The organism is Streptomyces bottropensis ATCC 25435, from assembly GCF_000383595.1.
Taxonomy (GTDB): domain Bacteria; phylum Actinomycetota; class Actinomycetes; order Streptomycetales; family Streptomycetaceae; genus Streptomyces; species Streptomyces bottropensis.
In genome coordinates this window covers 5,092,037-5,118,163 of the sequence record NZ_KB911581.1, presented here as the reverse complement: position 1 = coordinate 5,118,163, position 26,127 = coordinate 5,092,037, and the positions used below count along the sequence as shown (strand labels likewise).

General features: G+C 70.7%; 24 protein-coding genes and 4 pseudogenes. 20 read left to right on the top strand and 8 right to left on the bottom strand.

The annotated features are described in order from the left end of the window. The first annotated feature begins 6 nt into the window (after positions 1-6). From uidA to STRBO_RS45985, 6 genes and pseudogenes are all read left to right on the top strand, one after another. On the top strand, positions 7-1,833 hold the full coding sequence (gene uidA / locus STRBO_RS0122685) for a beta-glucuronidase (RefSeq protein ID WP_005473428.1): 1,827 nt from the start codon (positions 7-9) through the stop codon (positions 1,831-1,833). Positions 1,834-1,898: 65 nt separating this feature from the next. Continuing rightward, positions 1,899-2,924 carry an SDR family NAD(P)-dependent oxidoreductase gene (locus STRBO_RS0122680; RefSeq protein WP_005473430.1) on the top strand — a complete coding sequence of 342 codons (1,026 nt, stop codon included), beginning with the start codon at positions 1,899-1,901 and terminating at the stop codon, positions 2,922-2,924. A 147-nt stretch (positions 2,925-3,071) separates the two neighbouring features. Continuing rightward, positions 3,072-4,451, top strand: a complete 1,380-nt coding sequence (locus STRBO_RS0122675; RefSeq protein WP_005473433.1) for an MFS transporter — start codon at positions 3,072-3,074, stop codon at positions 4,449-4,451. A 330-nt stretch (positions 4,452-4,781) separates the two neighbouring features. Next, positions 4,782-7,505, top strand: coding sequence for a family 78 glycoside hydrolase catalytic domain (locus STRBO_RS0122670; protein WP_005473435.1), 2,724 nt, complete (start codon positions 4,782-4,784; stop codon positions 7,503-7,505). 343 nt (positions 7,506-7,848) lie between these two features. Continuing rightward, positions 7,849-8,460 (top strand): TetR/AcrR family transcriptional regulator, encoded by a 612-nt coding sequence (locus STRBO_RS0122665; RefSeq protein WP_005473437.1) that lies wholly within the window; start codon positions 7,849-7,851, stop codon positions 8,458-8,460. Positions 8,461-8,638: 178 nt separating this feature from the next. Next, positions 8,639-8,872, top strand: a pseudogene (locus STRBO_RS45985) (IS701 family transposase); the annotation flags it as partial. Between the two features lie 68 nt (positions 8,873-8,940). On the opposite strand, the gene STRBO_RS45980 reads toward STRBO_RS45985, so the two are convergent. The 3 genes from STRBO_RS45980 to STRBO_RS0122655 form a co-directional block, all read right to left on the bottom strand. Then, positions 8,941-9,234, bottom strand: a complete 294-nt coding sequence (locus tag STRBO_RS45980) for an LPXTG cell wall anchor domain-containing protein (protein ID WP_005473438.1) — start codon at positions 9,232-9,234, stop codon at positions 8,941-8,943. After that, a complete protein-coding gene (locus tag STRBO_RS40360) occupies positions 9,231-10,085 on the bottom strand; it encodes an MFS transporter (RefSeq protein ID WP_425336023.1) in 855 nt (284 codons plus the stop codon). Before STRBO_RS40360 ends, STRBO_RS45980 begins: the two co-directional genes overlap by 4 nt. A gap of 235 nt (positions 10,086-10,320) precedes the next feature. After that, on the bottom strand, positions 10,321-11,280 hold the full coding sequence (locus STRBO_RS0122655) for a LysR family transcriptional regulator (RefSeq protein ID WP_005473445.1): 960 nt from the start codon (positions 11,278-11,280) through the stop codon (positions 10,321-10,323). A gap of 145 nt (positions 11,281-11,425) precedes the next feature. Between STRBO_RS0122655 and STRBO_RS0122650 the strand changes: the two genes are divergently transcribed. From STRBO_RS0122650 to STRBO_RS0122595, 11 genes and pseudogenes are all read left to right on the top strand, one after another. Continuing rightward, positions 11,426-12,403 (top strand): fumarylacetoacetate hydrolase family protein, encoded by a 978-nt coding sequence (locus STRBO_RS0122650; protein WP_005473447.1) that lies wholly within the window; start codon positions 11,426-11,428, stop codon positions 12,401-12,403. Next, a pseudogene (locus STRBO_RS0122645) lies at positions 12,400-12,573 on the top strand (cyclase); the annotation flags it as partial. The gene STRBO_RS0122650 and the pseudogene STRBO_RS0122645, both read left to right, overlap by 4 nt. Positions 12,574-12,602: 29 nt before the next feature. Then, positions 12,603-13,733 carry an FAD-dependent oxidoreductase gene (locus STRBO_RS0122640; protein ID WP_005473451.1) on the top strand — a complete coding sequence of 377 codons (1,131 nt, stop codon included), beginning with the start codon at positions 12,603-12,605 and terminating at the stop codon, positions 13,731-13,733. Next, positions 13,730-14,821 (top strand): amidohydrolase family protein, encoded by a 1,092-nt coding sequence (locus STRBO_RS0122635; protein WP_005473452.1) that lies wholly within the window; start codon positions 13,730-13,732, stop codon positions 14,819-14,821. Before STRBO_RS0122640 ends, STRBO_RS0122635 begins: the two co-directional genes overlap by 4 nt. Next, the gene (locus STRBO_RS0122630; RefSeq protein WP_005473453.1) at positions 14,818-15,756 is read left to right on the top strand and encodes a VOC family protein; all 939 of its coding nucleotides are present in this window, start codon (positions 14,818-14,820) and stop codon (positions 15,754-15,756) included. The genes STRBO_RS0122635 and STRBO_RS0122630 overlap by 4 nt, the downstream gene beginning before the upstream one ends. A 111-nt stretch (positions 15,757-15,867) precedes the next feature. Further along, a complete protein-coding gene (locus tag STRBO_RS0122625; RefSeq protein ID WP_005473454.1) occupies positions 15,868-16,827 on the top strand; it encodes a fumarylacetoacetate hydrolase family protein in 960 nt (319 codons plus the stop codon). Beyond that, positions 16,824-17,373 (top strand): annotated as a pseudogene (locus STRBO_RS40355) (SDR family NAD(P)-dependent oxidoreductase); the annotation flags it as partial. The gene STRBO_RS0122625 and the pseudogene STRBO_RS40355, both read left to right, overlap by 4 nt. Further along, a pseudogene (locus STRBO_RS44770) lies at positions 17,331-17,592 on the top strand (CoA-transferase); the annotation flags it as partial. The pseudogenes STRBO_RS40355 and STRBO_RS44770, both read left to right, overlap by 43 nt. Positions 17,593-17,629: 37 nt before the next feature. Further along, complete coding sequence (locus STRBO_RS0122605) at positions 17,630-18,610, top strand: ornithine cyclodeaminase family protein (RefSeq protein ID WP_005473456.1); 981 nt, start codon at positions 17,630-17,632, stop codon at positions 18,608-18,610. Between the two features lie 20 nt (positions 18,611-18,630). Then, the gene (locus STRBO_RS0122600; protein WP_020114806.1) at positions 18,631-20,124 is read left to right on the top strand and encodes an NAD-dependent succinate-semialdehyde dehydrogenase; all 1,494 of its coding nucleotides are present in this window, start codon (positions 18,631-18,633) and stop codon (positions 20,122-20,124) included. A 25-nt stretch (positions 20,125-20,149) separates the two neighbouring features. Continuing rightward, a complete protein-coding gene (locus STRBO_RS0122595; RefSeq protein ID WP_005473458.1) occupies positions 20,150-21,169 on the top strand; it encodes a dihydrodipicolinate synthase family protein in 1,020 nt (339 codons plus the stop codon). Positions 21,170-21,507: 338 nt separating this feature from the next. Here the strand turns inward: STRBO_RS0122595 and STRBO_RS44765 are convergent, their stop codons facing one another. Then, a complete protein-coding gene (locus STRBO_RS44765; protein WP_245170663.1) occupies positions 21,508-21,597 on the bottom strand; it encodes a TetR family transcriptional regulator in 90 nt (29 codons plus the stop codon). Between the two features lie 195 nt (positions 21,598-21,792). Then, positions 21,793-22,377, bottom strand: a complete 585-nt coding sequence (locus STRBO_RS0122590) for a helix-turn-helix domain-containing protein (RefSeq protein ID WP_020114805.1) — start codon at positions 22,375-22,377, stop codon at positions 21,793-21,795. A gap of 115 nt (positions 22,378-22,492) precedes the next feature. Between STRBO_RS0122590 and STRBO_RS0122585 the strand changes: the two genes are divergently transcribed. From STRBO_RS0122585 to STRBO_RS0122575, 3 genes are read left to right on the top strand one after another with little or no spacing between them, the layout of a single operon-like run. Beyond that, positions 22,493-23,329 (top strand): DMT family transporter, encoded by an 837-nt coding sequence (locus STRBO_RS0122585; protein WP_005473460.1) that lies wholly within the window; start codon positions 22,493-22,495, stop codon positions 23,327-23,329. Positions 23,330-23,381: 52 nt separating this feature from the next. Then, complete coding sequence (locus STRBO_RS0122580; RefSeq protein WP_005473466.1) at positions 23,382-24,029, top strand: FMN-binding negative transcriptional regulator; 648 nt, start codon at positions 23,382-23,384, stop codon at positions 24,027-24,029. 38 nt (positions 24,030-24,067) lie between these two features. Next, positions 24,068-24,775: a B3/B4 domain-containing protein gene (locus tag STRBO_RS0122575; RefSeq protein ID WP_005473467.1), complete on the top strand. Its 708-nt coding sequence runs from the start codon at positions 24,068-24,070 to the stop codon at positions 24,773-24,775. Positions 24,776-24,959: 184 nt separating this feature from the next. Here the strand turns inward: STRBO_RS0122575 and STRBO_RS0122570 are convergent, their stop codons facing one another. The 3 genes from STRBO_RS0122570 to STRBO_RS0122560 all read right to left on the bottom strand — a co-directional run bounded on the left by STRBO_RS0122570 (position 24,960) and on the right by STRBO_RS0122560 (position 26,066). After that, positions 24,960-25,157: a hypothetical protein gene (locus STRBO_RS0122570; protein WP_005473469.1), complete on the bottom strand. Its 198-nt coding sequence runs from the start codon at positions 25,155-25,157 to the stop codon at positions 24,960-24,962. Then, positions 25,154-25,351 (bottom strand): hypothetical protein, encoded by a 198-nt coding sequence (locus STRBO_RS0122565; protein WP_005473470.1) that lies wholly within the window; start codon positions 25,349-25,351, stop codon positions 25,154-25,156. The genes STRBO_RS0122570 and STRBO_RS0122565 overlap by 4 nt, the downstream gene beginning before the upstream one ends. Positions 25,352-25,643: 292 nt before the next feature. Next, entirely contained in the window at positions 25,644-26,066 is a 423-nt protein-coding gene (locus STRBO_RS0122560; RefSeq protein ID WP_020114804.1) for a GlcG/HbpS family heme-binding protein, read from the bottom strand. Between the last annotated feature and the right edge of the window lie 61 nt (positions 26,067-26,127).

Genomic DNA, 26,127 nt, shown 5'->3' with positions numbered 1-26,127 from the left:
AGCCCCATGCTCTCGCCCCGCACCAGCCCGACCCGCGACATCGTCAGTCTCGACGGCCTCTGGCGATTCGCCCTCGACACCCGGGCCGGCGCCACTCCGTGGACGTCACGGCTCACCCCGCCCCTCGAAGCCCCCGTCCCCGCCAGCTACAACGACCTGTTCGTGGACGCGGAGATCCGTGACCACGTCGGCGTCGCCTGGTACCAGCGCGACGCGCGGGTACCGCGCGGCTGGACGGACGAGCGGGTGGTCCTGCGCTTCGGCTCCGTGACCCACGCCGCGCAGGTCTACGTGGACGACCGGCTGGTGGCCCGACACACCGGCGGCTACACGCCGTTCGACGCGGACCTGACCGGGATCGTGCGCCCCGGCGCCGAGTTCCGGCTGACAGTCGGCGTCGACAACCGGCTGACGAACGAGACGATCCCGCCGGGCACCCTCACCACCGGCCCGGACGGCCGCGAACGCCAGTCGTATCTCCACGACTTCTACAACTACGCGGGCATCGCCCGCCCGGTACGCCTGTGCAGCACGCCACGGACCTTCGTCGAGGACGTCACGGTCGTCACCGGGCGGGACGGCACGGCCGGCGTCGTCGAGTACCGGGTGGAGATCGCCGGTGAGGCCGCCGACGCGATCGTGGTCCGGGTGCGCGCGGTCGACGAGACCGGCCGGATCGTGGCCGAGGCCCACGGACCCGAGGGCTTGTTCCGCATCGAGGACGTCACCCTCTGGCAGCCTGGCGCCGCCTACCTCTACGGCCTCGTGGTGGAGCTGGTCGGCGACAGCGAGACCGGTGCGCAAGAAGTGGTCGACAGCTACACCCAGCCCTTCGGCGTCCGTACCGTCGAGGTGCGGGGCACCCAGTTCCTCGTCAACGGCGAACCGTTCTACTTCACCGGTTTCGGCAAGCACGAGGACACCCCCGTACGGGGCAAGGGCCATGACGACGCCTACCTCGTCCACGACTTCCAGCTCATGGAGTGGACCGGCGCCAACTCCTTCCGCACCTCGCACTACCCGTACGCGGAGGAGGTGCTCGACTTCGCCGACCGGCACGGCATCGTCGTCATCGACGAGACCGCCGCCGTCGGCCTCAACCTGGGCGTCATGGGCGGTCTCACCGGCCAGGCGCCGACTCCGACCTTCGCGCCGGAGAACTTCGGCGGAGTCACCGGCGACGTCCACGCCCAGCACCTGCGGGAGCTGATCGAGCGGGACAAGAACCACCCGAGCGTGGTGATGTGGTCCCTCGCCAACGAGCCCGCCTCCAACGAGGACGGCGCCCGCGAGTACTTCGAGCCGCTGGTCGACCTGGCCCGCAAACTCGACCCGACCCGCCCTCTCACCTACTCCGCCGTCATGTTCGCCACCCCGCAGAACGACCGTATCGGCGACCTGTTCGACGTGCTGAGCATCAATCGCTACTACGGCTGGTACCTGTTCACCGGCGACCTGGCGACCGCCGAGCAGTACCTGGAGCAGGACCTCCGCGGCTGGGTCCAGCGCTTCGGCAAGCCGGTCATGATGTCCGAGTACGGCGCCGACACCCAGCCCGGCCTGCACTCCGTCTGGGACACCCCGTGGAGCGAGGAGTACCAGAGCGACTACCTCGCCACATACCACCGCGTCTTCGACCGCATCCCCGAGTTCGTCGGCGAACACGTCTGGAACTTCGCCGACTTCCAGACCTCCAACGGCATCCATCGCGTCGACGGCAACAAGAAGGGCGTCTTCACCCGCGATCGCAGGCCGAAGACGGCCGCGTTCTCGCTGCGTCGCCGCTGGAGCGGCCTGGAGGGGCGTAAGCCCGGTCCCACCGCAGACGACTGACCGACACCCGTGATTGAAACGTTCCAGTCGACAGCACGCCCAGAACCCGAGAAGAGCCGAACCACATGTCCACTCCCCCTCCCCCACGTCCCCTCACCGCACACAGCACCATCGACGCATGGCTGACCCACCCGAAGGGCGCACCGCTCATCGAGGCGCTGCTGCGGCAGGCGGGGGTTCCGCAGGAGATGCTCGCCCCCGTCCGCACGCTCCCCCTCCAGCAACTCGTCGCCGCCAGCCAGGGGCAGCTGTCACAGGCGGTCGTCGACGACCTGGTGCTCCAGGCCAACGACGGCGTGATGCCCGCCGAGGACAGTGACCCCGACCAGTGGACCGAGCGCGTCACGGCCGGACGTTTCGACGGCAGGACCGCCGTCGTCACCGGCGCGGCCGCGGGCATCGGCCGGGCGACCGCCTCACGCATCGCGCGGGAAGGCGGCCGTGTGATCGCGGTGGACGTCTCGGCCGAACGTCTCGCAGCCTTCGCCGCGTCCTTCCCCGACGGCGCGATCACCGCCGTGGTCGGCGACATCACATGCCAGGACGACATCGACCGGATCGTCGATGCGGCCGACGGCCGGATCGACGCTCTGGCGAACGTGGCCGGGGTGAACGACGACTTCTCTCCGGTCCACGAGACCTCCGACGAGGTCTGGGACCGGGTCATCGCCATCAACCTCACCGGCTCCTTCAAACTGTCCCGCGCCGTCCTGCCGGTCATGATCGCCGCCGGCAGGGGCTCGATCGTCAACGTCGCCTCGGAAGCGGCGCTGCGCGGCAACTCCTCGGGCACCGCGTACACCGTCTCCAAGCACGGTGTCATCGGCCTGACCCGGTCCACCGCCTTCATGTACGGGCCGCACGGCATCCGCGTCAACGCGGTCGCACCCGGTGGCGTGGCGACCGGCATTCCGATGCCCGAGCAGGTGTCACCGACGGGTTCCGCCCGGCTGGCCCCCTTCCAGCAGGCGATTCCTAGCCTGGCCACCGCCGAACAGCTGGCGGCATCCATCACCTTTCTGCTCAGTGACGACGGCATCAACATCAACGGCGCCGTCCTCCCGTCCGACGGAGGCTGGTCGGTCCAGTAGCACCTGACCCTCGGTGGCGATCCGTCACCGAGGGGACCGGTCACGCGCGTTGCACCCTGTTCAGCCCCATCGGTTCCTCCCCCACCGCGCGTGCCGACTTCCGTCGACTGCCGCGCCACCTGGCATTCGTGAGACGAAGGAGTCCTCATGCCTCAGAACGACCGCGACATCAGTGTGGCCGGCCCGCCGACCGGGCCGACGACGGGTGACGGTGGGGAGCCTTCCGGGCCGGCCGGGGTCTTCGGTGAGGAACCGGCCGAGACCCCCGCCCCCGGGATCGAGGCCCCGCCGCTGGAGAGGGTCAGCAGGAGCTACCTCGCCTGGATCATGATCGCCAGCTTCGGGGCCTCCCTGGCCCTGATGGTTCCGCTCTCCTACTCGCTGGCCGTGCGGATCGACGACCTCGTCCCCGGGCGCGAGGAACTGCTCGGATACGTCACCGGATCAGCCCAGGTCGTCTATCTGGTCCTCAGCCCTCTGATCGGCTTCTGGAGCGACCGGATGCGCTCCCGGCTGGGCCGCCGGACACCGTTCATGTTCGCCGGCACGGCCGTGGGCATGGTCGGGCTCCTGGGGATCGCCGTCGCACCGACCGTCTTCCTGGTGGGCCTCGCGTGGGTCGTCGGCATGGTCGGCTGGTCCACGGTCGGGCAGGCGATCCAGAACGTCCAGGCCGACCGCGTGCCGGAGGAGCAGCGCGGACGCGTCTCGGCGGTGACCAGCGTCATGACCCAGATCGCTCCCGTGGTCGGCATCGGCATCGCGTACACGGTGGCGTCCAGCACGCTTCTGGTGTTCCTGGTCCCGGGCGTCATCGGGGCGGTCATGCTGTTGCTGTTCCCCCTGTTCAAGCCTGAGGGCGACTCCCGCGCACTCGTGCACACCAGCGGGGTGAGCCTCAAGGGCCTGGTCGCCAGCTACGGCTTCAATCCGCGGAAGTACCCCGACTTCGGCTGGAACTGGCTCGGCCGCTTCGTCTTCTTCATGGGCCTGTACTTCAACACCACCTTCGGGACCTTCTTCTACGCCCAGCGGCTCGACATGCCCGTCAAAGAGGTCGCCGGCGTCGTCGCGGCGATCGGGATCATCGGGGTGGTCGCGGCGACCGGTGGCGCCATCGGGGGCGGTTTCCTCTCCGACAAGCTCGGCCGACGCAAGCTGTTCACCGTGATCGGATCCGCGATCTTCGTCGTCGGGGCCGTCGCCGAGGCGTTCGCACACTCGCTGCCCCAGCTCGTCGTCGGCGCGGTGCTGATGCAGCTCGCCATCGCGATGTTCAGCGCCGTCGACCAGGCGATCGTGTTCGCCGTCCTCCCGGACCGGGCCCAGGCCGGCCGCTATCTCGCCGTCGTCGCCTTCGCGCAGAAGATCCCCAGCGCCCTCGCTCCACTCATCGCGCCGCTCGTCATCACCATCGGTGTCACGAGCGGAGGGGAGAAGAACTACACACTGCTCTACCTGAGCGGCGCGGTTCTGGCGTTCGCCGGCGGCCTGATCATCAAGTTCAAGATCAAGTCGGTCCGGTAGCGGGCACCTCGGCAATCGCCGGTGCGCGCAAGGGGCCGGGTCCGATGCCCTGGATCCAGGCGGGCTACGGCGCCGTGCCGGGAACGGTGGAGGACGGCGACACGCCTGTGGCGGCATCGCGGCCCTATCGCTTCGACGCGCTCCGGGAGCACCCGCGCACGTCCAACTGTCCTCGGCACACCGAACGACAGCCCGCGTACCGCCCGCCCGCACCGCGGGACGCCTTCACCCTACGCACCGCAGGGAGAACCGTCGTACGGACAACCGACCACCGTGCAACCAGCAGAGTTCACCACGTTCCCAGCAACACGAGTCGCGAATAGGCAGAGCATGAACAACGCACCGTACGATCTGCGCATCGACACCGGCGGTGACCAGTTCGCCGTGTCGGGCCCCGCACCCCGCCTGTCCTGGAAGCCGCCGTCGGACACCGGACACCCGGCGGGATACGAGCTGGAGTGCACCGTCGACGGCGACGCGCAGCCCGCGCTGCGGGTCGCGCCCGGCCGGCACCGGTTCCTCCCCTGGCCATGGGCGGCGCTGGGTAGCGGCAGGCAGGTGGAGTGGCGTGTCCGGGCTGACGGCCCCGGGGGCCCCACACCGTGGTCGGAGTGGAACGCGTTCGAGGTCGGCCTCCTCGACGAGGACTGGCAGGCGCGCTGGATCTCACCGGCCGAATCCGGCGACCCCGGCTACGGCAAGCGCCCGGCCCACACCCTGACCGCCCGGTTCGAGGTACGGGCCGGGGTGCGCTCGGCGCGGCTGTACGCGACGGCGCTCGGCCTGTACGAGGCGTACGTGAACGGCGAGCGGGCCGGCACCGCCGAACTGTCGCCCGGATCCACCTCCTACGACCGTACGCTCCACGCCCAGGCATCGGACGTCACGGCCGCCGTCAGGGCAGGCGGCAACCTCGTCGAGATCGTGCTCTCCGACGGCTGGTACCGGGGCCAGGTCGGCGCGTTCCGCCTGCCGGCCGGCTGGGGCACGGTACTCGGCGCGCGTGCCGAACTGCACATCGCGTACGAGGACGGCTCACGCCAGGTCGTGCGCAGCGACGAGACCTGGACGAGCACCAGGTCGGCCATCACCCGGGCCGACCTCATGGACGGGCAGAGCACCGACTTCCGTGCCGGACGGGACACCGAACAGCCGGTCCTCGTCGACCGGGTCGAGGCGGCCGCGATCGACTGGTCGCCGGCACCGCCCGTGCGCGTCGTCGCATCTCGTCCGGCGCAGTCGGTCAAGCAGCTGCGGGACGGGCTCTGGATCGCCGACTTCGGGCAGAACGCCTCCGGCCGGCTCGCCGTCGGCGACCTCGGCCCGGCCGGGACCCGCACCGTCATCGACTACGGCGAACACGTGGGTCCTGACGGCGATCTGACGACCGCTCACCTGGATTCCAGCCGCCCCGGCGAGGAGCCGATCCCCTTCGTCCAGCGCGACGAGGTCGTCTCGATGGGGCGGGGGGAGACGTTCGAACCACGCCACACCGTGCACGGGTTCCAGTACGCGCGCATCCGCCGCGACGGCGCCCCTCTCGACCCCGCGAGCCTCACGATGCGCGTCGTCCACACCGACCTGCGCCGCGCCGGAAGCTTCGCGTGCAGCGACGACGACCTCAACCGCCTTCACGAGATCGCCGACTGGAGCTTCCGGGGCAACGCCGTCGATGTCCCCACGGACTGCCCGACTCGCGAACGCCTCGCCTGGACCGGCGACTACCAGGTCTTCGCACCGACCGCCACGCGCCTGTACGACGTCCTCGGCTTCAGCCGCAAATGGCTTCGCTCGGTCCGCGACGACCAGCTGCCGGACGGCCGGATCGCCAACTTCTCGCCCGACGGCCGCCGCATCAAGCATCACCTCGACGACCAGTTCGCCATGATGACCGGCTCCGCCGGCTGGGGCGACGCGATCGTCGCCGTGCCCTGGGAGCTGTACCAGTCCTACGGCGACCAGGAGATTCTCGCCGAGAACTGGGAGGCGATGGTCCGCTGGGTCGAGTGGGCCCTGCGGACTGCCCGCACCGCCCGCCACCACTCCCGGCGCGAGCGCTCGGCCGAGCCGCGACCGCACGAGCGGTACCTGTGGGACGGCTCCTTCCACTGGGGCGAGTGGACCGAGCCGAGGACGAAGACCGCCGACGGCACCCGCATCGACCCGGTCAAGACCGATCCGGTCGCCTGGTTCATGGCAGACAAGGGCGAGGTAGGCACGGCGTTCCTGTACCGCTCGACGTCGACCCTCGCCGACGTGGCAAGGGTGCTGGGCCGCACCGAAGACGCGGCCCGCTACGCCGAAACCGCCGAGCACGTGCGCGACGCCTGGCGCACCGAGTTCCTCACCCCCGACGGACGCACCACCGGCGACACTCAGGCCGGCTATGTGCGCGCGCTCTCCCTCGGGCTCGTCCCCGCCGAGCTGCGCCCCGCCGCCGCCGCACGACTGGTCGAACTGATCCGGTCCGCCGGCACCCACCTCGGCACCGGCTTCCTCGCCACCGGCGATCTGCTCCCCGTCCTGGCCGACACCGGCCACACCGACATGGCCTACGAGCTGCTCCTGCGCCGCACCGCACCGTCCTGGCTCTACATGCTCGACCACGGCGCGACGACCATCTGGGAGGACTGGGAGGGCATCGACGAGAACGGAGACGCCCACGACTCCCTGAACCACTACAGCAAGGGCGCGGTGATCCGCTTCCTGCACACCCACACGCTGGGGCTGCGCCAGGCACCGGGGTCGGTCGCCTGGGAGTCCGTCGAGGTCGCGCCCGTCCCCCACCCGTCGCTGACCTGGGCCCGGGGCACACACGAGTCCCCGCAGGGCACGATCGCCGTCGAGTGGCGGACGACCGGCGACGAGCTGACTCTGGCCGTCGACGTTCCGCCGGCCACCACCGCACGCGTCGTCTTCCCCGACGGCACGACCGAGACCGCCACGACAGGCACCTTCCGTGCCACCCGCCGTATCACGTGTGCCTCGTCGGCTCGCTCTGCCCGCGCCCCGGGAGACGAGCCGTTGGTGCGTTCCGAAGGAGCGACCGACTGAGCCATGTACGCGCCTGAGTCGGGCCTGAGTGCACGTCGGCGTCGGGCCTGAGTGCACGTCGGCGTCGGGCCTGACGGTTCCGGCCGGGCAAGCCACGGCGCCGGGCGGGAGATGTCTACCGCCGACAGCGTCCGCTCCGCAGGTTCGTACCACCGTGGCCCGGTTGCCGCGAACACCGGAGGTTCGGCCGGCCGTCGCGACCGGAGGCCGTCGCGACCGGAGCGCCGTCCTTCACTCAGCGCCGGGGCAGGGCGAATGAATCCCAACCATATGGTAGATTTCTGGCGTTCAATCGCTGCGCACGACCTGTCCGAACCGGCTTCGCCGGGAAAGTGAGCGCACCGTGGGTCAGGCAACACCGCGCGGGCCGTACGCCAAGACGCCGGCCCGTCGAGCAGAGATCGTACGGGCCGCGCGCGACAGTTTCGCCGAGAACGGCTACGCCAAGGCCTCCCTGCGGGACATCGCGGAGCGGGCGGGAATCACCCACGCCGGACTCCTCCACCACTTCCGCAACAAGGACGAGCTCCTCGCCGCGGTGCTCGCCGAGCGGGACTCCGAGGAATGGCAGCACGGCGTGGCCCAGGTCGGCAGCCTCGATCAGCTCGCGCCCTACCTCGGTGAGCTCGTCCGTCACCACCAGAAGTCCCCGGAGCTCATGCGTCTGTGGATCGAGCTCGCCGCCGCGGCCTCACGCACGGATCATCCCGCCCACAGCTACTTCGTCGAGCGCTACGAACGCGGGCGCACCCAGTTCGCCGAAGGATTCCTCGACGAGGCCGCCCGCGGCCGACTGCGCGAGGGCCTCAGCCCCGAGAGCGCCGCGGCTCTCTTCCATGCGGTGCTCAACGGCCTCCAGCTGCAGTGGGTCCTCGACCAGGACCTCGACATCATCGGACCACTGGGCGACTTCGTCCGCCTGCTTCTCGACGGGGAACACCGGGACGACCGGTAGTCGCGGCGTCACCAGACTCGCGACGACCTCACGACATCGAGCATCCATCTGGGCGCTACCGCTGGTACTCGCGACCCTGGGCCGAAGGGGCCTTCAGAAACCGCCTGGGCGAGGCCCGCCCCTTCCTGGCTGCGGGGAGGGAGGGTCGGGCGGGCCGTCGAGCCGGCCGTCGATGCGACCCGGTCCCCTGGACGCCGGCGCGCCGGGCCCGTGCCCCGACGCGGGGCCGGAGAGGGGGCCAACCGGACACCACCAGCCCCAACAGCCCCGCGGGCCCAGGCTCTTACGGGCCGTCCGTTCCTGGCCCACCCCCGCCGTCACCCTCAACCGATGGTGGCGAGCCTGGACGGACAAGGACCCCACCCTCCGACCTTCAGGCGCTGATCGACGCAGCCACCACCGGACCCTGTGACCGTGCGAGCCGCCTCGGAACGGCGAGCAGGCCCGGACGGCGGGAGGACTCACGGTCCTGGGCGTGCGCTACGCCGCTGTCCCGAGCCGGGGCGCCGGTCGGCGACGGGCGAGCAGCAGGCCGCCGGCCGTCAGGGCCGAGGCGAGACCGAGGAGGCCGACGGCGTGGGCCATACTGCCGGTGGCCGATTCCAGGCCGATCACGACCAGCGGACAGACGAACTCGCCCGCGAAGAAGGCGGCCGTCCACAGACCGGTACCGCGTCCCCGGTCGGCGTAGCTGAGCCTGGACATCGCGATGGTGAGCAGCGAGGGCAACAGCATCCCGGTGCCCAGGCAGTTGAGCACAGCACCGACGATCACGAGCACCGGCTGTTCGCCAGGGCGATCACCAGGAACCCGGCCGCGCACACGGCGAAGACCAGGGGCAGCCTGCCGGCCGCGCCACCGGACAGTCGGGTGAAGGCGATGGAACCGATCACGGTGGCGGCGCTGGCGATCGCGGTGGCCAGGCCGATGACGCCGGGGGACTTCACACCCAGGTCGTCGAGCAGGTAGGACATTTCGGCGGGCACGGGGTAGAAGACCATGGCGCCGAACACGGTGAGTGCGCAGATGCCCGCCAGCCGGCGCACGGGGAACTGCTTCTTCTCGCCTCCGGGAACTTCGGGTGCCGCGTCGCCCGCCGGCCGGGGCTTGGACAGGGTGAGCGCCATGGCGGGGGCCAGCAGCAGGCCCACGGCGTAGATCCAGAAGGGCGCGCGCCAGCCCGCCGAACCGAGGGCGCCACCGATGACGAAGAAAGCGGTGGCGGAGATGGACGCGCACATGGTCTGCAGGGCCAGGTAGCGTTCGCGCGTCCGACCGCTGTAGTAGTCGCCGATCAACGTGGTGCAGCAGATCATGATGGCCGCCTCGACGATGCCGAGCAGCACTCGGCTGATCACGATGGCACCGAGCGAGTCCAGCCACAGAGGGGCGGTACCGAGCAGCGCGTACAGAAGCGTCGCCCCGATCAGCAGCCGTACCCGGCCGAGACGGTCCACGATGACCCCCGCGAACGGGGCCAGCAGCACCAGTGCCAGTGCGGGGACGGTGAGGACGACCGGGACGAGGGTCTTCGCGCCGGGAACGGCCGCGAAGTGTTCCTGCATCTTCGGCAGGACCGGTGCGATCAGCACGGCGCCCAGCACCGGCAGACAGCTGCCCGCCATCAGCAGCAGGGCGCGCAGCCTCCCCCGCTCTCGGTGCTCGGGGGGAGGCTGTCGACGGGCGTGGGCGGGGAAAGGGGTCTGGACATGCCGAACTCCACGTTGTGGTGGCAGGGGTGCGGCACCGAACCGCTGCGGTTGGCCACGCAGCGCGGGCACCGGCGCACCCGGAGGGAGCACGCCTGGGACAGCGGGCGTCGGGGACTGCCCCGACTATGAGCCAGACCGTTCCCGGCGACTACCCCTCACGTGATCGCACTGCCGGATCCTCGCCATCCGTGCCGCGGATGGGGAGTGCCTGCACGGCCGACGCCACGCGGGCGGCCGTGTTCCGCAGCCAGATGTGTCCGGCTTCGTGCATGTGGACGGGGTGCCACCAGAGTGCCTCGCGCAGGGGGACGGTCTCGTAGGGCGGCGTCATGACCCGCACCGGTGCGGTGCCGTGCAGGCGTTCGGCGAGGAGTGCCGGGACGAGGGCGATCCGGTGGGTGCCGGCGACCAGGAAGGGCAGCACCGTGAAGCTGTCGACGGAGACGCTCACCCGCGGTTCGATCCCGAGCATGCCGAGCTGGTGGACCGCCGGGCTGTCGTAGGCGCGCAGGTATGTCACCCACGGCAGCCGCGCCAGGTCGTCGCGGGAGAGACGGTCGCCCACCTCGGGGTTGTCCTCGGCGACGAGGAAGACCCAGCTGTCCTCGTACAGCTCAGTGGCGGGGAAGTCGCTGATGATGCCGTGCGGCATGACCACGCCGTCCAGGGTGCTCAGCACGGCACCGGCCATCTCGGTGATGCCGGCCGGGATCTGGACGAAGCGCACCCGGACGCGGGGCGCCTCACGGTCAAGGATCCGGGTGAGCTCGGCCCCGAAGACGGCCACCGAGTAGTCGCTGACCCCGAGGGTGAATTCGCGGGACTCCGTCGCCGGATCGAAGTCGGCCTGGCTGGTGAAGAGGCGTTCCAGCTGGTCGCAGACGGTGGAGGTGCGGTCGAGCAGTACCTGGCCGAGGGCCGTCAGTTCGTAGTGTCCGCCGACGCGGGCGAGCAGGTCGTCGTCGAAGTGTCGGCGCAGCCGGGCGAGCGCGCCGCTCATCGCGGGCTGGCTCAGACCGACGCGACGGCCGGCCCTGGTGACGTTGCGCTCCTCCAGCAGGGCGCGCAGGGCGACGACCAGATTGAGATCAAGGCTTGCCAGGTTCACGGCTGCACTCCCAGCGTGCGACATCGGTGGCGCGATAAGTCAGACGGATGAGCGGCATTCAAATAATCGATTTCCCCTATGCCAAGGGCTGCCGCCACATTAGTCCCGTCGCAATCAGGAGGACACGTTCGTGAAACCCGCAGCCATGGCCGCCCCTTTCGCCGGGCCTTTTGCCCTCGGCACCCTCTCCGCCCCTGACGGGATCCCGTTTCCCGCTCTCATCACGCCGGACGGCCGCGCCCTCGACCTGCGCGCCGCGCTCGGCGAGCGGGAGCTGACCACCCGTACGCTCCTGGAGCGCTGGGACGAGGCCCCGCCCCGCCTGAACGCCCTTGCCGGCGACGACAGGGCCGCCTGGCAGCCTCTTAAGGGCCTGCGGGTGCACGCTCCGGTGGAACCCCGCCAGATCTTTCAGTCCGGCGCCAACTACCGGCAGCACGTGATCGACCTGGAGGTCGCCCACCGCCCCCCCGACGACCCGCGTACGGCCGAGGAGGCGCGCGCGGAGATCGCCGCGGTCATGGACCGCCGGGTCGCCGAGGACCTGCCGTACGTCTTCATCGGACTGCCGAGCGCGATCACCGGCCCGTACGACGATGTCGTCCTCCCGTCCTGGGCCGAAAAGCCGGACTGGGAGCTGGAGTTGGCGGCCGTCATCGCCAGGCCCGCGCATCAGGTGTCCGTCGAGGAGGCCCTGGAGTACGTCGCCGGGTACACGATCGCCAACGACCTCACCGACCGCGCCACCGTCTTCCGCCGCGACATGAAGGCCATCGGCACGGACTGGCTGCGCTGCAAGAACGCCCCCGGCTTCACCCCGCTCGGGCCGTGGATCGTTCCCGCCGGGTCGATCGCCGACCCGGGCGACCTGCGGGTCACGTTGAAGCTGAACGGCGACACCATGCAGGACGAGTCGACCAAGGACATGCTCTTCGACATCGCTCGGCTGGTCTCGTACATCTCGCAGACCTCCCAACTCCTGCCCGGTGACCTGGTGTTGACCGGCAGCCCGGCTGGCAACGGCATCCACTGGGGGCGACTGCTGCGCGACGGCGACGTCATGGAGGGGTCGATCACCGGTCTGGGTGTGCAGCGCACCCGGTGTGTCGGGGAGGGGACGTGAACCGCCCCGCCCCCGAGGGCGCGATAGCCGAGGCCGCCAAGGCGTACTCGAACCGGGGTCGCTGGGGTGAGGTCGACGTGCTCGGCACGCTCAATTCCCTCGACGAGCCCGAGCGGCGCCAGGGCGCGGCCCTCATACGCCGGGGCGTCAGCTTCTCTCTCTCGCAGCGGAGCAACCCCAGGAACAAAGGACTTCCCTCATGAGAACACCCCGCACCGTCCTGGTCGTCGGCGGCGGATCGGCCGGCAACGCCGTCACCATCCTGCTGCGCAGGGCCGGACTGACCGTCGACCTCATCGAGGCCAAGGAGGACTGGAACGCCACCGCGGGGTCCGGCATCACCGTGCAGGGCAACGCCCTGCGGGTCCTTCGCGAGCTGGGCGTGTGGGAGCAGGTGCGGGCCTCCGGGTTCGGGTTCGGATCGCTCGGCATCACCGGCCCGGACGGCACCGTCCTGCACGTCGTCGAGGACATCCGCACCGGCGGTGACGACCTGCCCGCCACCATCGGCATACAGCGCCCGCAGCTGCAGTGCATCCTCATCGACGCCGTCCGGGCGAGCGGCGCCTCGGTGCGGCTCGGCACCCGCGCCGAGAGCTTCGACCAGGACGCCGACGGCGTGCGGGTGCGTTTCACCGACGGCAGCGAGGGCCGCTACGACCTGGTGATCGCCGCGGACGGCATGGGATCGAGCACACGAGCCGCGATCGGCATCGCCGACCGACCCGTGCCGACCGGGATGGCCATCTGGCGCATCGCCGCCCCTCGCCCCGAGGGCCTGGAGCGCACCGACCTCGCCTACGGCGGCCCTGCCTACATCGCCGGCTACTGCCCCACCAGCCGGGACACCATCTACGCCTACGCGGTCGAGGCCAACCGCGCTCGCGCGTCCATCCGCCCCGAGAGCTACGCCGACGAGATGCGCAGCCTCGTCCAGGGGTACGGCGGCCACTGGACCGAGATCGTCAAACACATCGACGATCCGGCGAAGGTCAACTACACGTGGTACCACCGGCTGCTGGTGGAAGGCTCCTGGCACCGCGGACGGATCGTGCTGATCGGCGACGCGGCCCACAGCTGCCCGCCCACCCTGGCTCAGGGCGCCGCGATGTCCCTGGAGGACGCGCTGGTCCTCGCCGAGCTGCTCACCGGCACCGACGACTGGGACGACCAACTGTTCCAGACGTACTACGACCGCCGCATCGCGCGGGTTCGCCCGGTGGTGGACGCCTCCATGCAGATCGGGCAGTGGCAGCTCGACGGGGTACGCGACGCCGATCTGCCCGGCCTGGTCAACCGCATGTCGACCATGCTCAGGGACCTGCCGTGACCTCCCATGCGCCGCCCGGCCAGCAGCCCACGACGAGCACCGACCCATACCCCTGGCCGACGGTCGATGTACACGCCCACGTCCTGCTGCCCGCCGTCGAGGCGCTGGTGGACGGCTCGCCGGGTCTCGCCGAGGCAAGGGCGCTCGACGCCCGCCGCAACGGACCGGCCGCGCTCGCCGTCAACGGGCCCATGGTGCGCGAGCGGATCCCCCGGCTCATCGACGCCCGTGTACGGCTGGCCGCGATGGACGCCCAGGGCGTCGATGTGCAGCTGGTCAGCCCGTCCCCGTCGCACTACCACCACTGGACGGACGAGGCGACCGCCGACAAGGTGTGCCGGCTGGCGAACGAAGGCACCGCTGCCCACTGCTCGGCCGCACCGGACCGGCTCAAAGGGCTGGGCCTGGTCCCCTTGCACCATCCCGACCTGGCCGTCCCGGCACTCGAACACGCCTTGGAACAGGGCCTGTTGGGTGTGGAGATCTCCAGTCACGCGCCGGGCCGCGAACTGTCCGACCCGGCCTACGAGCCCTTCTGGCAGCGGGCCGCGGAAACCGGCGCGGTGCTGTTCCTGCACCCGTTCGGCTGCACCCTCGACGAGCGGCTGGACCGGTGGTACCTGTCCAACAGCGTCGGACAGCCCACCGAGAACGCGGTCGCGCTGTCCCACCTCGTCTTCTCCGGGGTCCTGGACCGCCATCCGGGACTGAAACTGATCGCGGCGCACGGCGGCGGCTACCTCCCCACCCATATCGGGCGCGCCGACCACGCCTGGTCCGTCCGCGCCGACGCGGGCACGGACTGCGCCCACCTGCCCAGCAGTTACCTCAAGCGGCTCCACTTCGACTCCCTCGTCCACGACCCCCGCGTCCTGCGCGCGCTCGTCGCCGCCGCGGGCGCGGACCGGGTCCTGCTCGGCTCCGATTTCCCCTTCGACATGGGCACCGAAGACCCTCTCGGGGCGCTGCGCGCCGCCCACCTGCCCGAAGCCGACTTCCACGCCGTACGCGGGGGCAACGCGGCAGCGCTGCTGCGGCTCGCCGGACCCCCACGCTCACCTGCCCCCACAGGAGGAAACCCCTCATGAGTGCACGCCTGCTGACCCACCTCCGCCACGTCGACCTCGCCGTACCGGACTACGACAAACAGCTCGCCTTCTATGCCGGCGTCTGGGGCCTGACCAAGGTCGCCGAGGACTCCGGCATCTCCTTCCTGGCCGCCGAGGGCAGCCCCGAGCAGTACGTGGTGCGGCTGCGCAAGGCCGAGGAGAAGCGCCTCGACCTGGTCTCCTACGGCGCCGCGAGCCCGGCCGACGTGGACACCCTCGCCGAACAACTCCTCGCGGACGGTGTGCGGTTGGTCTCCCAGCCGGGCAAGGTCGACACTCCCGGCGGCGGCTACGGCTTCCGCTTCTTCGACGTCGACGGCCGCACCATCGAGGTCTCCGCGGAGGTCGAGGCCCGACAGCACCGCAGGATCGAGGAGAAGGAGTCGATCCCGGTCAGGCTGAGCCACGTCGTCCTCAATTCCCCGGATCTCAACCGCACCCGGGAGTGGTACGAGCGCCACCTCGGCTTCCGCCTGACCGACACGCTCAGCTCGCCGCACATGGGCGAGGTCATGCACTTCATGCGGATCTCCAATCAGCACCACTCGATGGCCGTCGCACAGGGCCCGCACACCTCCGTGCACCACGTCTCCTTCGAGATGCGCGGCATCGACGAATACCTGCGCGGCACCGGACGGCTGCTGCGGGCCGGAGTCCACAAGGTCTGGGGCCCCGGCCGGCACACGGCGGGTGACAACACCTTCACCTACTTCCTCGACCCGCACGGCAACACCGTCGAGTACACGACCGAGCTGGAGGTCGTCGACGAGGACACCTGGCACCCGCACGTCTACGACTTCTCCCAGCCCGAGGTCGCCGACCAGTGGGGCACGGCCAACCCGATGAACGAACTCGTCGCCAAGGAGTCGTTCAACGACGTCGACCCCGGCGTGTTCGTCGCCCCGCCGGTCTGACTCCCCTTCGGTTCCGGGGGCGCGGCAGGTCCTGTCCTGCGCCGACTGCCCGCCGTGCCCCCGGTTCCTCCCGCCCCCGAGAACCCCGTATCCCAGAGCCTGGAGCCGCACATGCGTTTCGCCGCGTACGAGCACCGGCACCAGCGTCAGGTCGCCGTCGTCGGCGAGGACGGCCGCCTCCACCCGGTCCCCGGCGACCACACACTCACCGAACTGATCACAGCAGGCGCCCTCTCCGAAGCGGGGGCAACGGCCCTCGACGCCCCGGCCGGACCGCATGTCTCCGAAGTGCGGCTGCTGGCGCCGCTGCGACCGGCCTCCGTACGGGACTTCGTCACCTTCGAGGAGCACGTCGAGGGCGTACGACGCTCGGTCGACGGGGCGAGTGGCGTGCCGGACGCCTGGTACGCCGCGCCGACCTTCTACTTCACCAATCCCCACGCCGTCTTCGGGCCGTACGACGACATTCCCATGCCCCCGGGGTCCCAGGTCTTGGACTTCGAACTCGAAGTCGCCGCCGTCATCGGCCGCGAGGGCCGCGACCTCACCCCCGAGCGGGCCCGTGAGCACATCGTCGGCTACACGGTCTTCAACGACTGGTCCGCGCGCGACCTCCAGTCCGCCGAGATGAAGGTCGGCCTCGGCCCCTGCAAGGGCAAGGACACCGCCACCACCCTCGGTCCGTACCTGGTCACCGCCGACGAACTGGAGCCGCACCGGGACGCGGAGGGCTTTCTGCGGCTGGCCCTGACCGCCGAGGTCAACGGGCAGGTGGTCGGCGAGGACCTGCTGTCCAACATGAGCTGGACCTTCGAGGAGATGGTCGCCTACGCCTCCCGTGGCACCCGGGTCGTGCCGGGTGACGTCCTGGGCTCCGGGACGTGCGGGAACGGCGGCTGCCTCGCCGAGCTGTGGGGACTGCGGGGCGAGCGGACGCCGCCGCCACTGGCGCCCGGCGACACCGTCTCGCTCACCGTCGAGGGCATCGGCACGCTCACCAACGCCGTGGTCCCCGGCGTCGATCCCGTACACCTGCCGACCGGTCGGCGCCGCAGCCGGGAGCGGCCATGACGGACCTGAGCACCAAGGTGGTCGTGGTCACCGGCGCGGCGCGCGGCCAGGGTGCCGCTGAAGCCGAGGCACTGACCCGTGAAGGAGCCCGGGAGATCGCCACCGATGTGACCGAGGCACCTGGCTGCCGTCGCCTCGACGTCACCAGCGAGCAGGACCGGGCCGGTCTCGTCGCCGAGGTGAAGGAGGCGTACCGGCAGGTCCACGGCCTGGTCAACGACGCGGGCATCACCTGGGCGGGCCCGGCTCGGCGACGTACGCCCCGAGGACTTCGACCGCGTCCACGCCGTCGACGTCACAGGCCCGCTGCTCGGCATCCAGCACCTCGCCCCGCTGATGCCGCCCGGCGCCTCGATCGTCAACGTCGGGTCCTCCGCCGCGCTCATCGCCCACTACCCAGTGGCGTACACCGCCGGCTAATGGGCCCTGCGGAGGCGGTCCAAGGCGGCCGCGCTGGAACTCGGACCGCGTGGAATCCGCGTCACCTGGTCAAGGCCATGCGCGGCGCCACGGACCTCGTCCACGGCACCCGGCGCGTCATCGGCCTGATGGACCACACCGCCGAGGACGGCACCGGCAAGATCGTCGGGGAATGCTCGCTGCCGCTAACCGGCGAGTGCGTCCACCGGATCATCACCGAGCGTCCTGGATGTCACGCCGACCGGCCTCGCGCTCGTCGAGACGGCACCGGGGGTCACCGTCGAGGACATCCGTGCCCGCACCGGCGCGCCGCTGAACACCGACGCCCTCTCAGCCGCCTGCTGATCCCCTTCACGCCTTCATCCCGCAGGGAGCCCCCACGATGACCCTCTTTCTCACCGACGCCGACGTCCGAGCCGCCTTCGAGTGGACCCACGCCATCGCGGCACTGCGCAGCGCCTACGCCGCACCGCCCGACGAATCTCGCTTCCCGTCGCGCACGATGGCTCGCGGAGAGGGCCTGTGGCTGCGCACGCTCAGCGGCGTGCCCGGCGACGGCGGCCCCATGGGGGCCAAGCTGATCGCCGCCTCACCCCGGCACCGGCGCGCCTCGTATCTGATCTCTTTGTTCGACCAGGAGAGCATGGAACTGACGGCACTCCTGGACGGCCACTCCATCACCGGTTTCCGCACCGCCGCCACCTCGGCGCTCGCCGCCGACCTGCTCGCCCCCGCCGGGGCCCTGCGCGTCGGGGTGATCGGATCCGGCTTCGAGGCGCAGAACCACGTCCGTGCCCTGGCGGCGACGCGCACGCTGTCCTCCGTCACGGTGTTCAGCCCCAACCCGGCCAGCCGCACCCGCTTCACCCGCGAACTCGCCGACCTCGGTCTATCGCTCGCCACCGCGCAGAGCCCCGAGGCGGCCGTAGCCGATGCCGACCTGGTGATCTGCGCGGCCCGCTCCCGGGACGAGCAGCCGACCCTGCGGGAGACTCCGGCCGGCGTGACCATCGTGTCGATCGGATCCACCCTTCCCGAGCAGCGCGAACTGGCGACCGAGGTGATCGCCCGCGCCGAGGTGATCGTCGCCGACATGGCCGACGAGGTCGCCGAGGACACGGGAGACCTGATCGCGGCGAGGAAGGCGGGCGTCGACCTCACCGGAAAGGTGGTCCCGCTCGCCGATGTCGTCTCCGGTCGCGCGCCCGGCAGGCCGGCGGACGACCCGGACGCGGTCGTGATCTACAAGTCCGTCGGCTCGGCGGCGCAGGACCTCGCCGTCGCCGCGATGTGCGTCCGACGGGCCGCCGAACTGTCCCTGGGCACCGAACTGCCCGTCACCATCTCCCCGGTCTCGAAGTGAGCGCCCCCGTGAGGAACACCGTGAGCAAGGCCGTGCGCAGCGAACTCGACGACCCGTTGCTGCTGAAGACCGCCGCGTACGTCGACGGCACCTGGATCACCACCGACGCCACCCTCGCCGTACACAACCCGTCCACCGGCGACCTGCTGGCCGAAGTGCCGCTCCTGGACCGGGCGCGGACCACCGCCGCGATCGACGCGGCGCACCGTGCGCTGCCGGCCTGGCGAGCACGCCCGGCCAAGGAGCGGTCCCGGCTCCTGCGGCGCTGGTTCGACCTGGTCACCGAGCATGCGCAGGACCTCGCCCGGCTGATCGTCCTGGAGGAGGGCAAGCCGTACGCGGAGGCCGTCGGCGAGGTCGCGTACGCGGCGTCGTTCCTGGAGTGGTTCGCCGAGGAGGCCAAGCGCATCCGCGGTGACGTCATGGAGGCGCCGGAAGCCTCGCGCAGGATCGTCGTCCTGAAGGAGCCGGTCGGTGTGTGCGCGGCGATCACCCCGTGGAACTTTCCCGCCGCGATGATCACCCGCAAGGCGGGGCCCGCGCTGGCCGCGGGCTGCACGATGGTCCTCAAGCCCGCCGAGCAGACCCCGCTGACCGCCCTGGCACTCGCCGAACTCGCCGACCGGGCTGGCATCCCGGCGGGCGTGTTCAACGTGGTCACCGGTGACCCGCGCGAGATCGGCCCCGAGCTGACGGGCAATCCCCTGGTTCGCAAGATCACCTTCACGGGCTCCACCGAGGTCGGCCGGCTACTGCTGGCCCAGTCGGCGCGGACGGTGAAGAAGACATCGATGGAGCTGGGCGGCAACGCGCCCGTCCTCGTCTTCGACGACGCCGACCTCGACGAGGCGGTCGAGGGCCTGATCGCCACCAAGTACCGCAACACCGGCCAGGCGTGTATCAGCGCCAACCGCGTCTACGTACAGGACAGCGTCTACGACGCGTTCGCGAGGAAGCTCGCCGAGCGGGTCGGCACCCTCGCCGTCGGCGACGGCTTCGACGAGGGCGTCCAGCAGGGCCCGCTCATCGACGAGGACGCGGTGGCGAAGGTGGAGTCCCACGTCGCCGACGCCGTAGCCCACGGGGCCGTGGTCCTGCACGGCGGCAGGCGCCACGCACGCGGCGGACTCTTCTACGAGCCGACCGTGCTGACCGGTGTCACCGCCGAGATGGCCGTCACCCGCGAGGAGACCTTCGGCCCGGTGACCCCCTTGGTGCGGTTCACCGACGAGAGCGACGCGGTCCGCATGGCCAACGACACCGAATTCGGCCTCGCCGCCTACCTGTTCGCCAAGGACGCCGAGCGCATCTGGCGCGTCGCCGCCGCCCTGGAGGCGGGCATGGTCGGCATCAACACCGGCCTGATCTCCAACGAGACAGCCCCCTTCGGCGGAGTCAAGCAGTCCGGCATCGGCCGTGAGGGCTCGGTCTACGGCCTCGACGAGTTCCTGGAGCTCAAGTACCTCGCCTGGGAAGGCGCGAAGACCCCCGCCTCCGCCCACCAACCCATCTGATCAACACCGCAAGGAGCACACCACCATGGCCCGCTACACCCGCGCGGAAGCCCGCGACTGGGCGCGCGAGAACCTCGTAGGCGTCGTCAACTGCACGATCCCCTCCTTCACGGCCGACCTGAAGGCGATCAACGAGAAGGCGATCCGCCACGACACCCGCCTCGCCATCGAGCACGGCTTCATGGGCACCCTCGGCGTCTCGGAGGTCTCCATCCAGCTCCCCGAGTACCTGGACTTCCTGCGCGTCATCAAGGACGAGGCCGGCGACCGGCTGCTGCTCACCCACCACGCCAGCTGGAACAACCTGGAGCAGAACATCGAGGCCGTGAAGGGCGCGGAGGAGGCGGGCGCCGAGTTGGTGCTGCTGTCGTACCCGCCGAACTTCTACCCAGAGTCCGAGCAGGAGATCTACGACTACACCAAGGCCGTCTGCGACGCGACGAACCTCGGCGTCATGCTCTTCCCGATGTACCTGTGGGGCTTCAGCCCGCGCATCCACCCCTCCGACATCCCCGTACGCCTGATCCGGCGCCTGCTCGACGACTGCCCCAACATCGTCGCCATCAAGGCCGAGGGCGGTTTCCCCAGCATCCAGAGCGTCATCGAGTGCCACCGTCACTTCGGTGACGAGGTCGTCATCTCGATGCCCATCGAGGGCGAGCTGATCCCGCTGTCGCAGATCATGCCGCTCCAGTTCTCCGCCACCAGCGACCACGAGTACTACGGCCCGATGATCCCGCGCGTCTTCCAGCTCCTGCGGGAGGGCAAGTACGACGACGCCGCCGACATCTACTGGCAGCTCCACCCGGCTCGCAAGGTCAAGGGAGGGCTCGCCCCGGCCCTGCACGGCGGTGCGTTCATCAACCGCCAGGCATGGAAGTTCCAGGGCTGGCTCCAGGGCTACAACGGCGGCCCCCTGCGCATGCCCACCCAGCGCATTCACGACGCCCAGATGAACGCACTGCGCAAGGGCCTCGTCGACGCCGGCCTCGAACCGAGCATGGACCCGTTCCGCGAGTTCTTCACCGGCCGCAACCCGGCCTGAGGCGCCGGAGGCGGCCGTACCCTCGTCGAGAGCGCGGCGAGCTCGACGCGCTCAGGGCAGACGCGCCGCCAGGCGGCTCCCACACGGCCGAACAGGTACCGCACCGCTGTCTGGATGAGGTGTCGCACGAAGGCGTCGGTGTCGGCGGCGGGTGCGGCGAACTCGGGGGCCGTAGCCGACCCGCATCATGAGCGAGGCGAGAACCGCGCTGAAGCGGCGCCGAGCACCACGGCAGTGAACCGGTCCGCCATCTGCGCGGGTGTAGGCACGGGCGTCTGCGCGGGTGTGTCGCGGTCCAGGACCTCCTCGTGGACGCGGATACGGCTGAGACCATGCTCCTAGACGGCCAGGAAGAGGGCCTCCTTGCTGGTCGTACGGTCGTAGATGGCCCGTGGGGCGACCTTGGCGCGCTCGCAGACAGCCGCGATGGTGAAAGCCTCGCACCCGCCCTCCTCGATGATCGCGGCACCCGCCTCGATCGAGGATCCTGGTCCATGCCATGCGCAGGCTGGTGGGGGCGTGCGGGAAGGCTGTTCGGGCCCCTCTCCTCCGCCGCTCCGCGCACACCCGCCACCGCGGGCATGACCGGGCGGATGCGCCGCTGCGCGCCCGCGCCGTGCGGGTCAGGTCGTGGCAGCGGGACCGGGCGGCAGGTGGACCGTCATGACCAGGTGGCAGGTCTCGGTACCGGAGCCGCGATAGGTGTGAGCGGTGTCGCCGTCGAACGTGGCGGTCTGTCCGGCTTCCACGGTGTGTTCGGTGCCGTCGACGACCAAGGCCATCCGGCCGGAGATGACACTGACGGTTTCCACGACGCCGGCCTGGTGGGGGTGGCTGGGGTACTCCTCGCCCGGTTCCAGCCGCCAGCGCCAGACCTCGACAGGGGCCGGGCCCGAGGTCGTCAGCATGAGCCGGGCCTCGCTGCCTCGGTCGCCGGTCCACAGCGGTGCCACGGTGTCGGCGGCGACGACGCGGACGCGGCCTTCGGGCGGTCCTTGCATCAGGGCGGACACGGAGATGCCGAGGGTGTCGGCCAGCCGGACCAGGGTGGCCAGGTTGGGATTTCCCTGGGCCTTCTCCAGCGCCACCAGGGCTCCCTTGCTGACCTGTGAGCGTCGGCTGAGTTCCTCCAGGGAGAGGCCCGCCCGGGTGCGGGCCGCCCGGACGTTGTGCGCCACCGTCCGCAGAGCTGCGGCTGTCTCGGCCATCTGAGCTCCCTCCTCTCCATCGACCACTGCAATGCACCGTGCGGTCGTTCTGTTGACAGAGACCGGTCGTTGCGTTGTACGGTGCGGTCGTTCGGATGATTGTAAGGGATGTGCTGTGATCGCTCTGCTGCTTGCTCTGGGCAGCTCACTCGCCTATGGCTGCGCCGACTTTCTCGGCGGTCTCGGCGCACGCAAGGCTCATGTGCTGCGTACGGTGATGATCGCGGCCCCGGCCTCTCTCGCGATCGAGCTGTTGCTGTGGCCGGTGCTCGGCGCCTCGTTCAGCGCCGGCGCCCTCGGCTGGGGTGCCGCGTCCGGAATCGCCTCCGCCGCCGCGTTCACTCTGCTCTACCGGACGCTGGCGATCGGCCCGATGAACGTGCTGTCGCCCGTGACCGCGCTGATGTCCGCCGCACTGCCCGTCGGTGTGGGCCTGGTGCAGGGCGAGCACCTGACCATCGCCGGACTGGTGGGTCTGCCGCTCGCGCTGGTGGCGGTCGTCCTGGTGAGCGCCGGACACGGCGCCGGGGCGGCGCGCCCCTCCCGTACGGCGCTGCTGCTGGCCTTCGGCGCGGGCGCCGCCATCGCCCTCCAGCTGGTCTTCCTCCACCAGGCGCCGTCCGACAGCGGGGTGGCGCCGCTGATCGTGGGCCGGGCCGTCTCCTCGGCCATGACTCTGGCCGCGGCCGGGGTGATGTATCGCAGGCTGGGTCCGGAGCGGCCCGCGTACGCGATGTCGGCAGCCGCGGGTGTGCTGGACTCCGTGGCGAACCTGCTGTTCCTGCTCGCCGCCCGCAGCGGGGACCTCGCCGTCGTCGCCGTGATCGTCGCCCTGTACCCGGTCGGCACGGTCCTGCTCGCCCGCGGTGTGCTCGCCGAACGCATTCACCGCGGCCAGCTCGTCGGCCTCGGCACCGCCGTCGTCGCCGTCAGCCTCCTCGCCCTGACCTGAGCGGCCCCCGTGGTCCAGTACCCACCCCCAAAGACGACGCAAGGAGACCACCATGCTCATCCAGCCCTGGGACGCCGGCCTCGACGAAGCCGAATGGCAGGCCTGGATCGCCGAAGGACATGACTTCGGACAGCTCAGCGTCAACGGTGGGCCCGGCCACCCGCCCGTCGCCGTGCCCACCCACTTCTCCAGCGATGGAGGCGATCTCCTGATCCACCTCGCCCGGCCCAACCCGGTCTGGAAGGCGATCGAGCAGGACCCGAACGTCACGTTCACCGTCCTCGGTGACTACGCCTTCATCCCCGGCCCCTGGCGCGCCGCTCCTGGCACTCCCCCCGCCGACGGCGTCCCCACCAGCTATTACACCGCCGTCCAGTTCACCTGCCGCGCCCAGATCGTCGACGACCCCGAGGCCAAGGCCGAATTGCTGCGCCGCCAGCTCGCCCACTTCCAGCCCGCCGGTGACCACGCCTCCGTCGCCGTCGACCAGCCGCCCTACGGCCGAATGCTGCCCGGCATCCGCGGCCTGCGCCTCGAAGTCACGGACGTCCAGGCCAAGTTCAAGTACGACGACCACAAGCCCGTCGAGTACCGCACCGCCGTCGCCGACCGCCTCACCGCACGCGACCAGGGCCTCGACGTGCCCACCGCACGCCAGCAGCGCCGCCGCCGGGACCGTATCGGCCCCTGGAAGCCCTGACCGCCCACGCCCGGACCCAGGAAACGGAAACTCCGCCCATGCCCGCCTTCCGCATCGCCCCCGCCGTCACGGACGCCTTCCCCGACACCCTCATCGCCCTGGTCACCGCCACCGGCCTGCGCGCCCGCGAACCCTGGCCCCACACCGCCACAGCCCTGGAGGACCTGGAGCAGCAACTCGCCGACGGCACCTGGCAGCCTGCCGACGACAGCGACCCACGCATCGAGGCGTGGCACACCGCCTACCGATCCTTCGGCACCAATCCCCGCCGCATCCGCCCCAGCGTCGACGCGCTCGGCCGCCGCCTCGCCAAGAAGGGAACGCTGCCGCGCATCAACCCGGCCGTCGACTCCTACAACGCCGTCTCCGTCCGCCGCGGCCTGCCCGCCGGCGCCTTCGACCTGGCCCACGTCACCGGCGACGTCGACATCCGATACGCGGACGGCACCGAGTCCTTCACCCCGCTCGGCGAGCCCGACACCGTCGAGCAGCCCAAGCCCGGCGAGATCATCTACGCGGACGCCGACACCGTCCTGACCCGGCACTGGAACCACCGCGACGCCCACCGCACTCGCGTCACCGAGGACTCCACCCACGTCGCGTTCGTCCTCGAAACCCTCCACGCCACCCGCGACGGCGCCCTCCTCAAGGCCGCGGTGGAGGAACTGCAGGGCCTGCTCGCCCCGCACACCACACAGACCGCCGTCCACTACCTCAGCCCGGCCGGCCCCGAGGCCACCATCTGAGAGCCCCGGGCCCACCCCCGCAACCCGCCACGAAAGCCCCGCGGAGCCCGTGAACTCTCCGGCCAGTCAAAAACGCAGGCCGAGAAAGCACGGCCGTGGAGATCACCTGTGACCACGGTGAGGCTGATGGGAAGAGACCCGGCCGCGGGCTCCCGTGGCGACGGGGAGTCCGCGGCCGGGTCGTTCATCGCACCGGCCCCGTCCCGGGCGGTACGAGCCGGGCACGCACAGCCGCGCGTGCCCGGGGCTGCGGGGTGACCGTCAGCGGTGTGGTGCCCACGGTCCTGGTGCCGTCGCCGTGCTCGACCAAGCCGAGGTAGGCCTGACCGGCGTCGAGGTCCTGCCAGGAGACGGTGGCCTCGACGGGGTCACCCGCGCTCACCCGCTGCTCGGGCAGGGTCGTGGTGGCCGGCCGGTCCGCCTGGTGTCCTTGCCGGTCAGCCAGGTGTGCAGGGTGTACGGCTGGCTCGTGACACCGTTCGGGAGGGCGTACTGGACGACGTACAACTCGTAGGCGCCGGGCTCGGAGAGTCCGAGGTGCTCGTCGTTGCCGCCGCTGGGGGGGAGCAGGTCCACGTCGCTGTCCGCGCGGACGTCGGAGGGCGGGATCTGGCGCTGCCGTCTCCCCTCGCGTGTGGCTGTATCACCGCTCCCCGCTGTCGCCCGCGAGGTCGAGGAGCTGATGCTCGGGCGGAAAACCACAGCTTGTCCTGCCGCGCCGGCAGCATCGTCCTCAACTTGCGGAATGGCTGCCGTATTGTCGCGCGATGCCAGGTCAGGCGTGCCGACAGGCACCTGTGCGTCAGCCACCCCCAGCGGCGACGAAGGCGAGGCTCGGCATCACCGCCTTGCCGACCAGGGAGAAGGCCTACGCAACGATCTTCGTGACGGAATCGCGGGCCTGGTGCGCGATGCGGTCGTCAGTGGTGTCGTCCGCCCCACCCACGCCGATGGCGCCGATGACCTCCCCGTCGGCCGTCACGATCGGGACGCCGCCGGCGACCGGCAGAAGGTTGGAATCGACCAGATGAGGAGGCGCCACCTGCATCTGGGGGGACGCTGCGAAGGCCGCGAACTTGGCCGTCGGGACACCGCTCACGGCCGAGGTGTACGCCTTGCGTCGCGCGGTCTCCACGCCGAGGAGTCCCACGCCGTCGTCACTGAGGAGAACCTTCGGGATACCACTTCGGTTGACCACGACGGCGCACACCTTGTGCCCCTCGGCCCTTCCTGCTTCCAGAGCGGCGAGTGCGGCGCGGTGCGCGATCTCGTAGCTGAGCGGCTCTCGCATGGAGCGGTTCCTTCCCTTGGTGACCGAACGGTCGATCGGCCGTCTTCCCTGGAGTCCCTGG

Coding starts and splice junctions, on each gene's coding strand:
- uidA (WP_005473428.1), top strand. CDS start 7: ATGCTCTCGCCCCGCACCAGCCCGACCCGCGACATCGTCAGTCTCGAC.
- STRBO_RS0122680 (WP_005473430.1), top strand. CDS start 1,899: ATGTCCACTCCCCCTCCCCCACGTCCCCTCACCGCACACAGCACCATC.
- STRBO_RS0122675 (WP_005473433.1), top strand. CDS start 3,072: ATGCCTCAGAACGACCGCGACATCAGTGTGGCCGGCCCGCCGACCGGG.
- STRBO_RS0122670 (WP_005473435.1), top strand. CDS start 4,782: ATGAACAACGCACCGTACGATCTGCGCATCGACACCGGCGGTGACCAG.
- STRBO_RS40360 (WP_425336023.1), bottom strand. CDS start 10,085: ATGGCGGGCAGCTGTCTGCCGGTGCTGGGCGCCGTGCTGATCGCACCG.
- STRBO_RS0122650 (WP_005473447.1), top strand. CDS start 11,426: ATGGCCGCCCCTTTCGCCGGGCCTTTTGCCCTCGGCACCCTCTCCGCC.
- STRBO_RS0122640 (WP_005473451.1), top strand. CDS start 12,603: ATGAGAACACCCCGCACCGTCCTGGTCGTCGGCGGCGGATCGGCCGGC.
- STRBO_RS0122630 (WP_005473453.1), top strand. CDS start 14,818: ATGAGTGCACGCCTGCTGACCCACCTCCGCCACGTCGACCTCGCCGTA.
- STRBO_RS0122625 (WP_005473454.1), top strand. CDS start 15,868: ATGCGTTTCGCCGCGTACGAGCACCGGCACCAGCGTCAGGTCGCCGTC.
- STRBO_RS0122605 (WP_005473456.1), top strand. CDS start 17,630: ATGACCCTCTTTCTCACCGACGCCGACGTCCGAGCCGCCTTCGAGTGG.
- STRBO_RS0122595 (WP_005473458.1), top strand. CDS start 20,150: ATGGCCCGCTACACCCGCGCGGAAGCCCGCGACTGGGCGCGCGAGAAC.
- STRBO_RS0122590 (WP_020114805.1), bottom strand. CDS start 22,377: ATGGCCGAGACAGCCGCAGCTCTGCGGACGGTGGCGCACAACGTCCGG.
- STRBO_RS0122580 (WP_005473466.1), top strand. CDS start 23,382: ATGCTCATCCAGCCCTGGGACGCCGGCCTCGACGAAGCCGAATGGCAG.
- STRBO_RS0122575 (WP_005473467.1), top strand. CDS start 24,068: ATGCCCGCCTTCCGCATCGCCCCCGCCGTCACGGACGCCTTCCCCGAC.
- STRBO_RS0122560 (WP_020114804.1), bottom strand. CDS start 26,066: ATGCGAGAGCCGCTCAGCTACGAGATCGCGCACCGCGCCGCACTCGCC.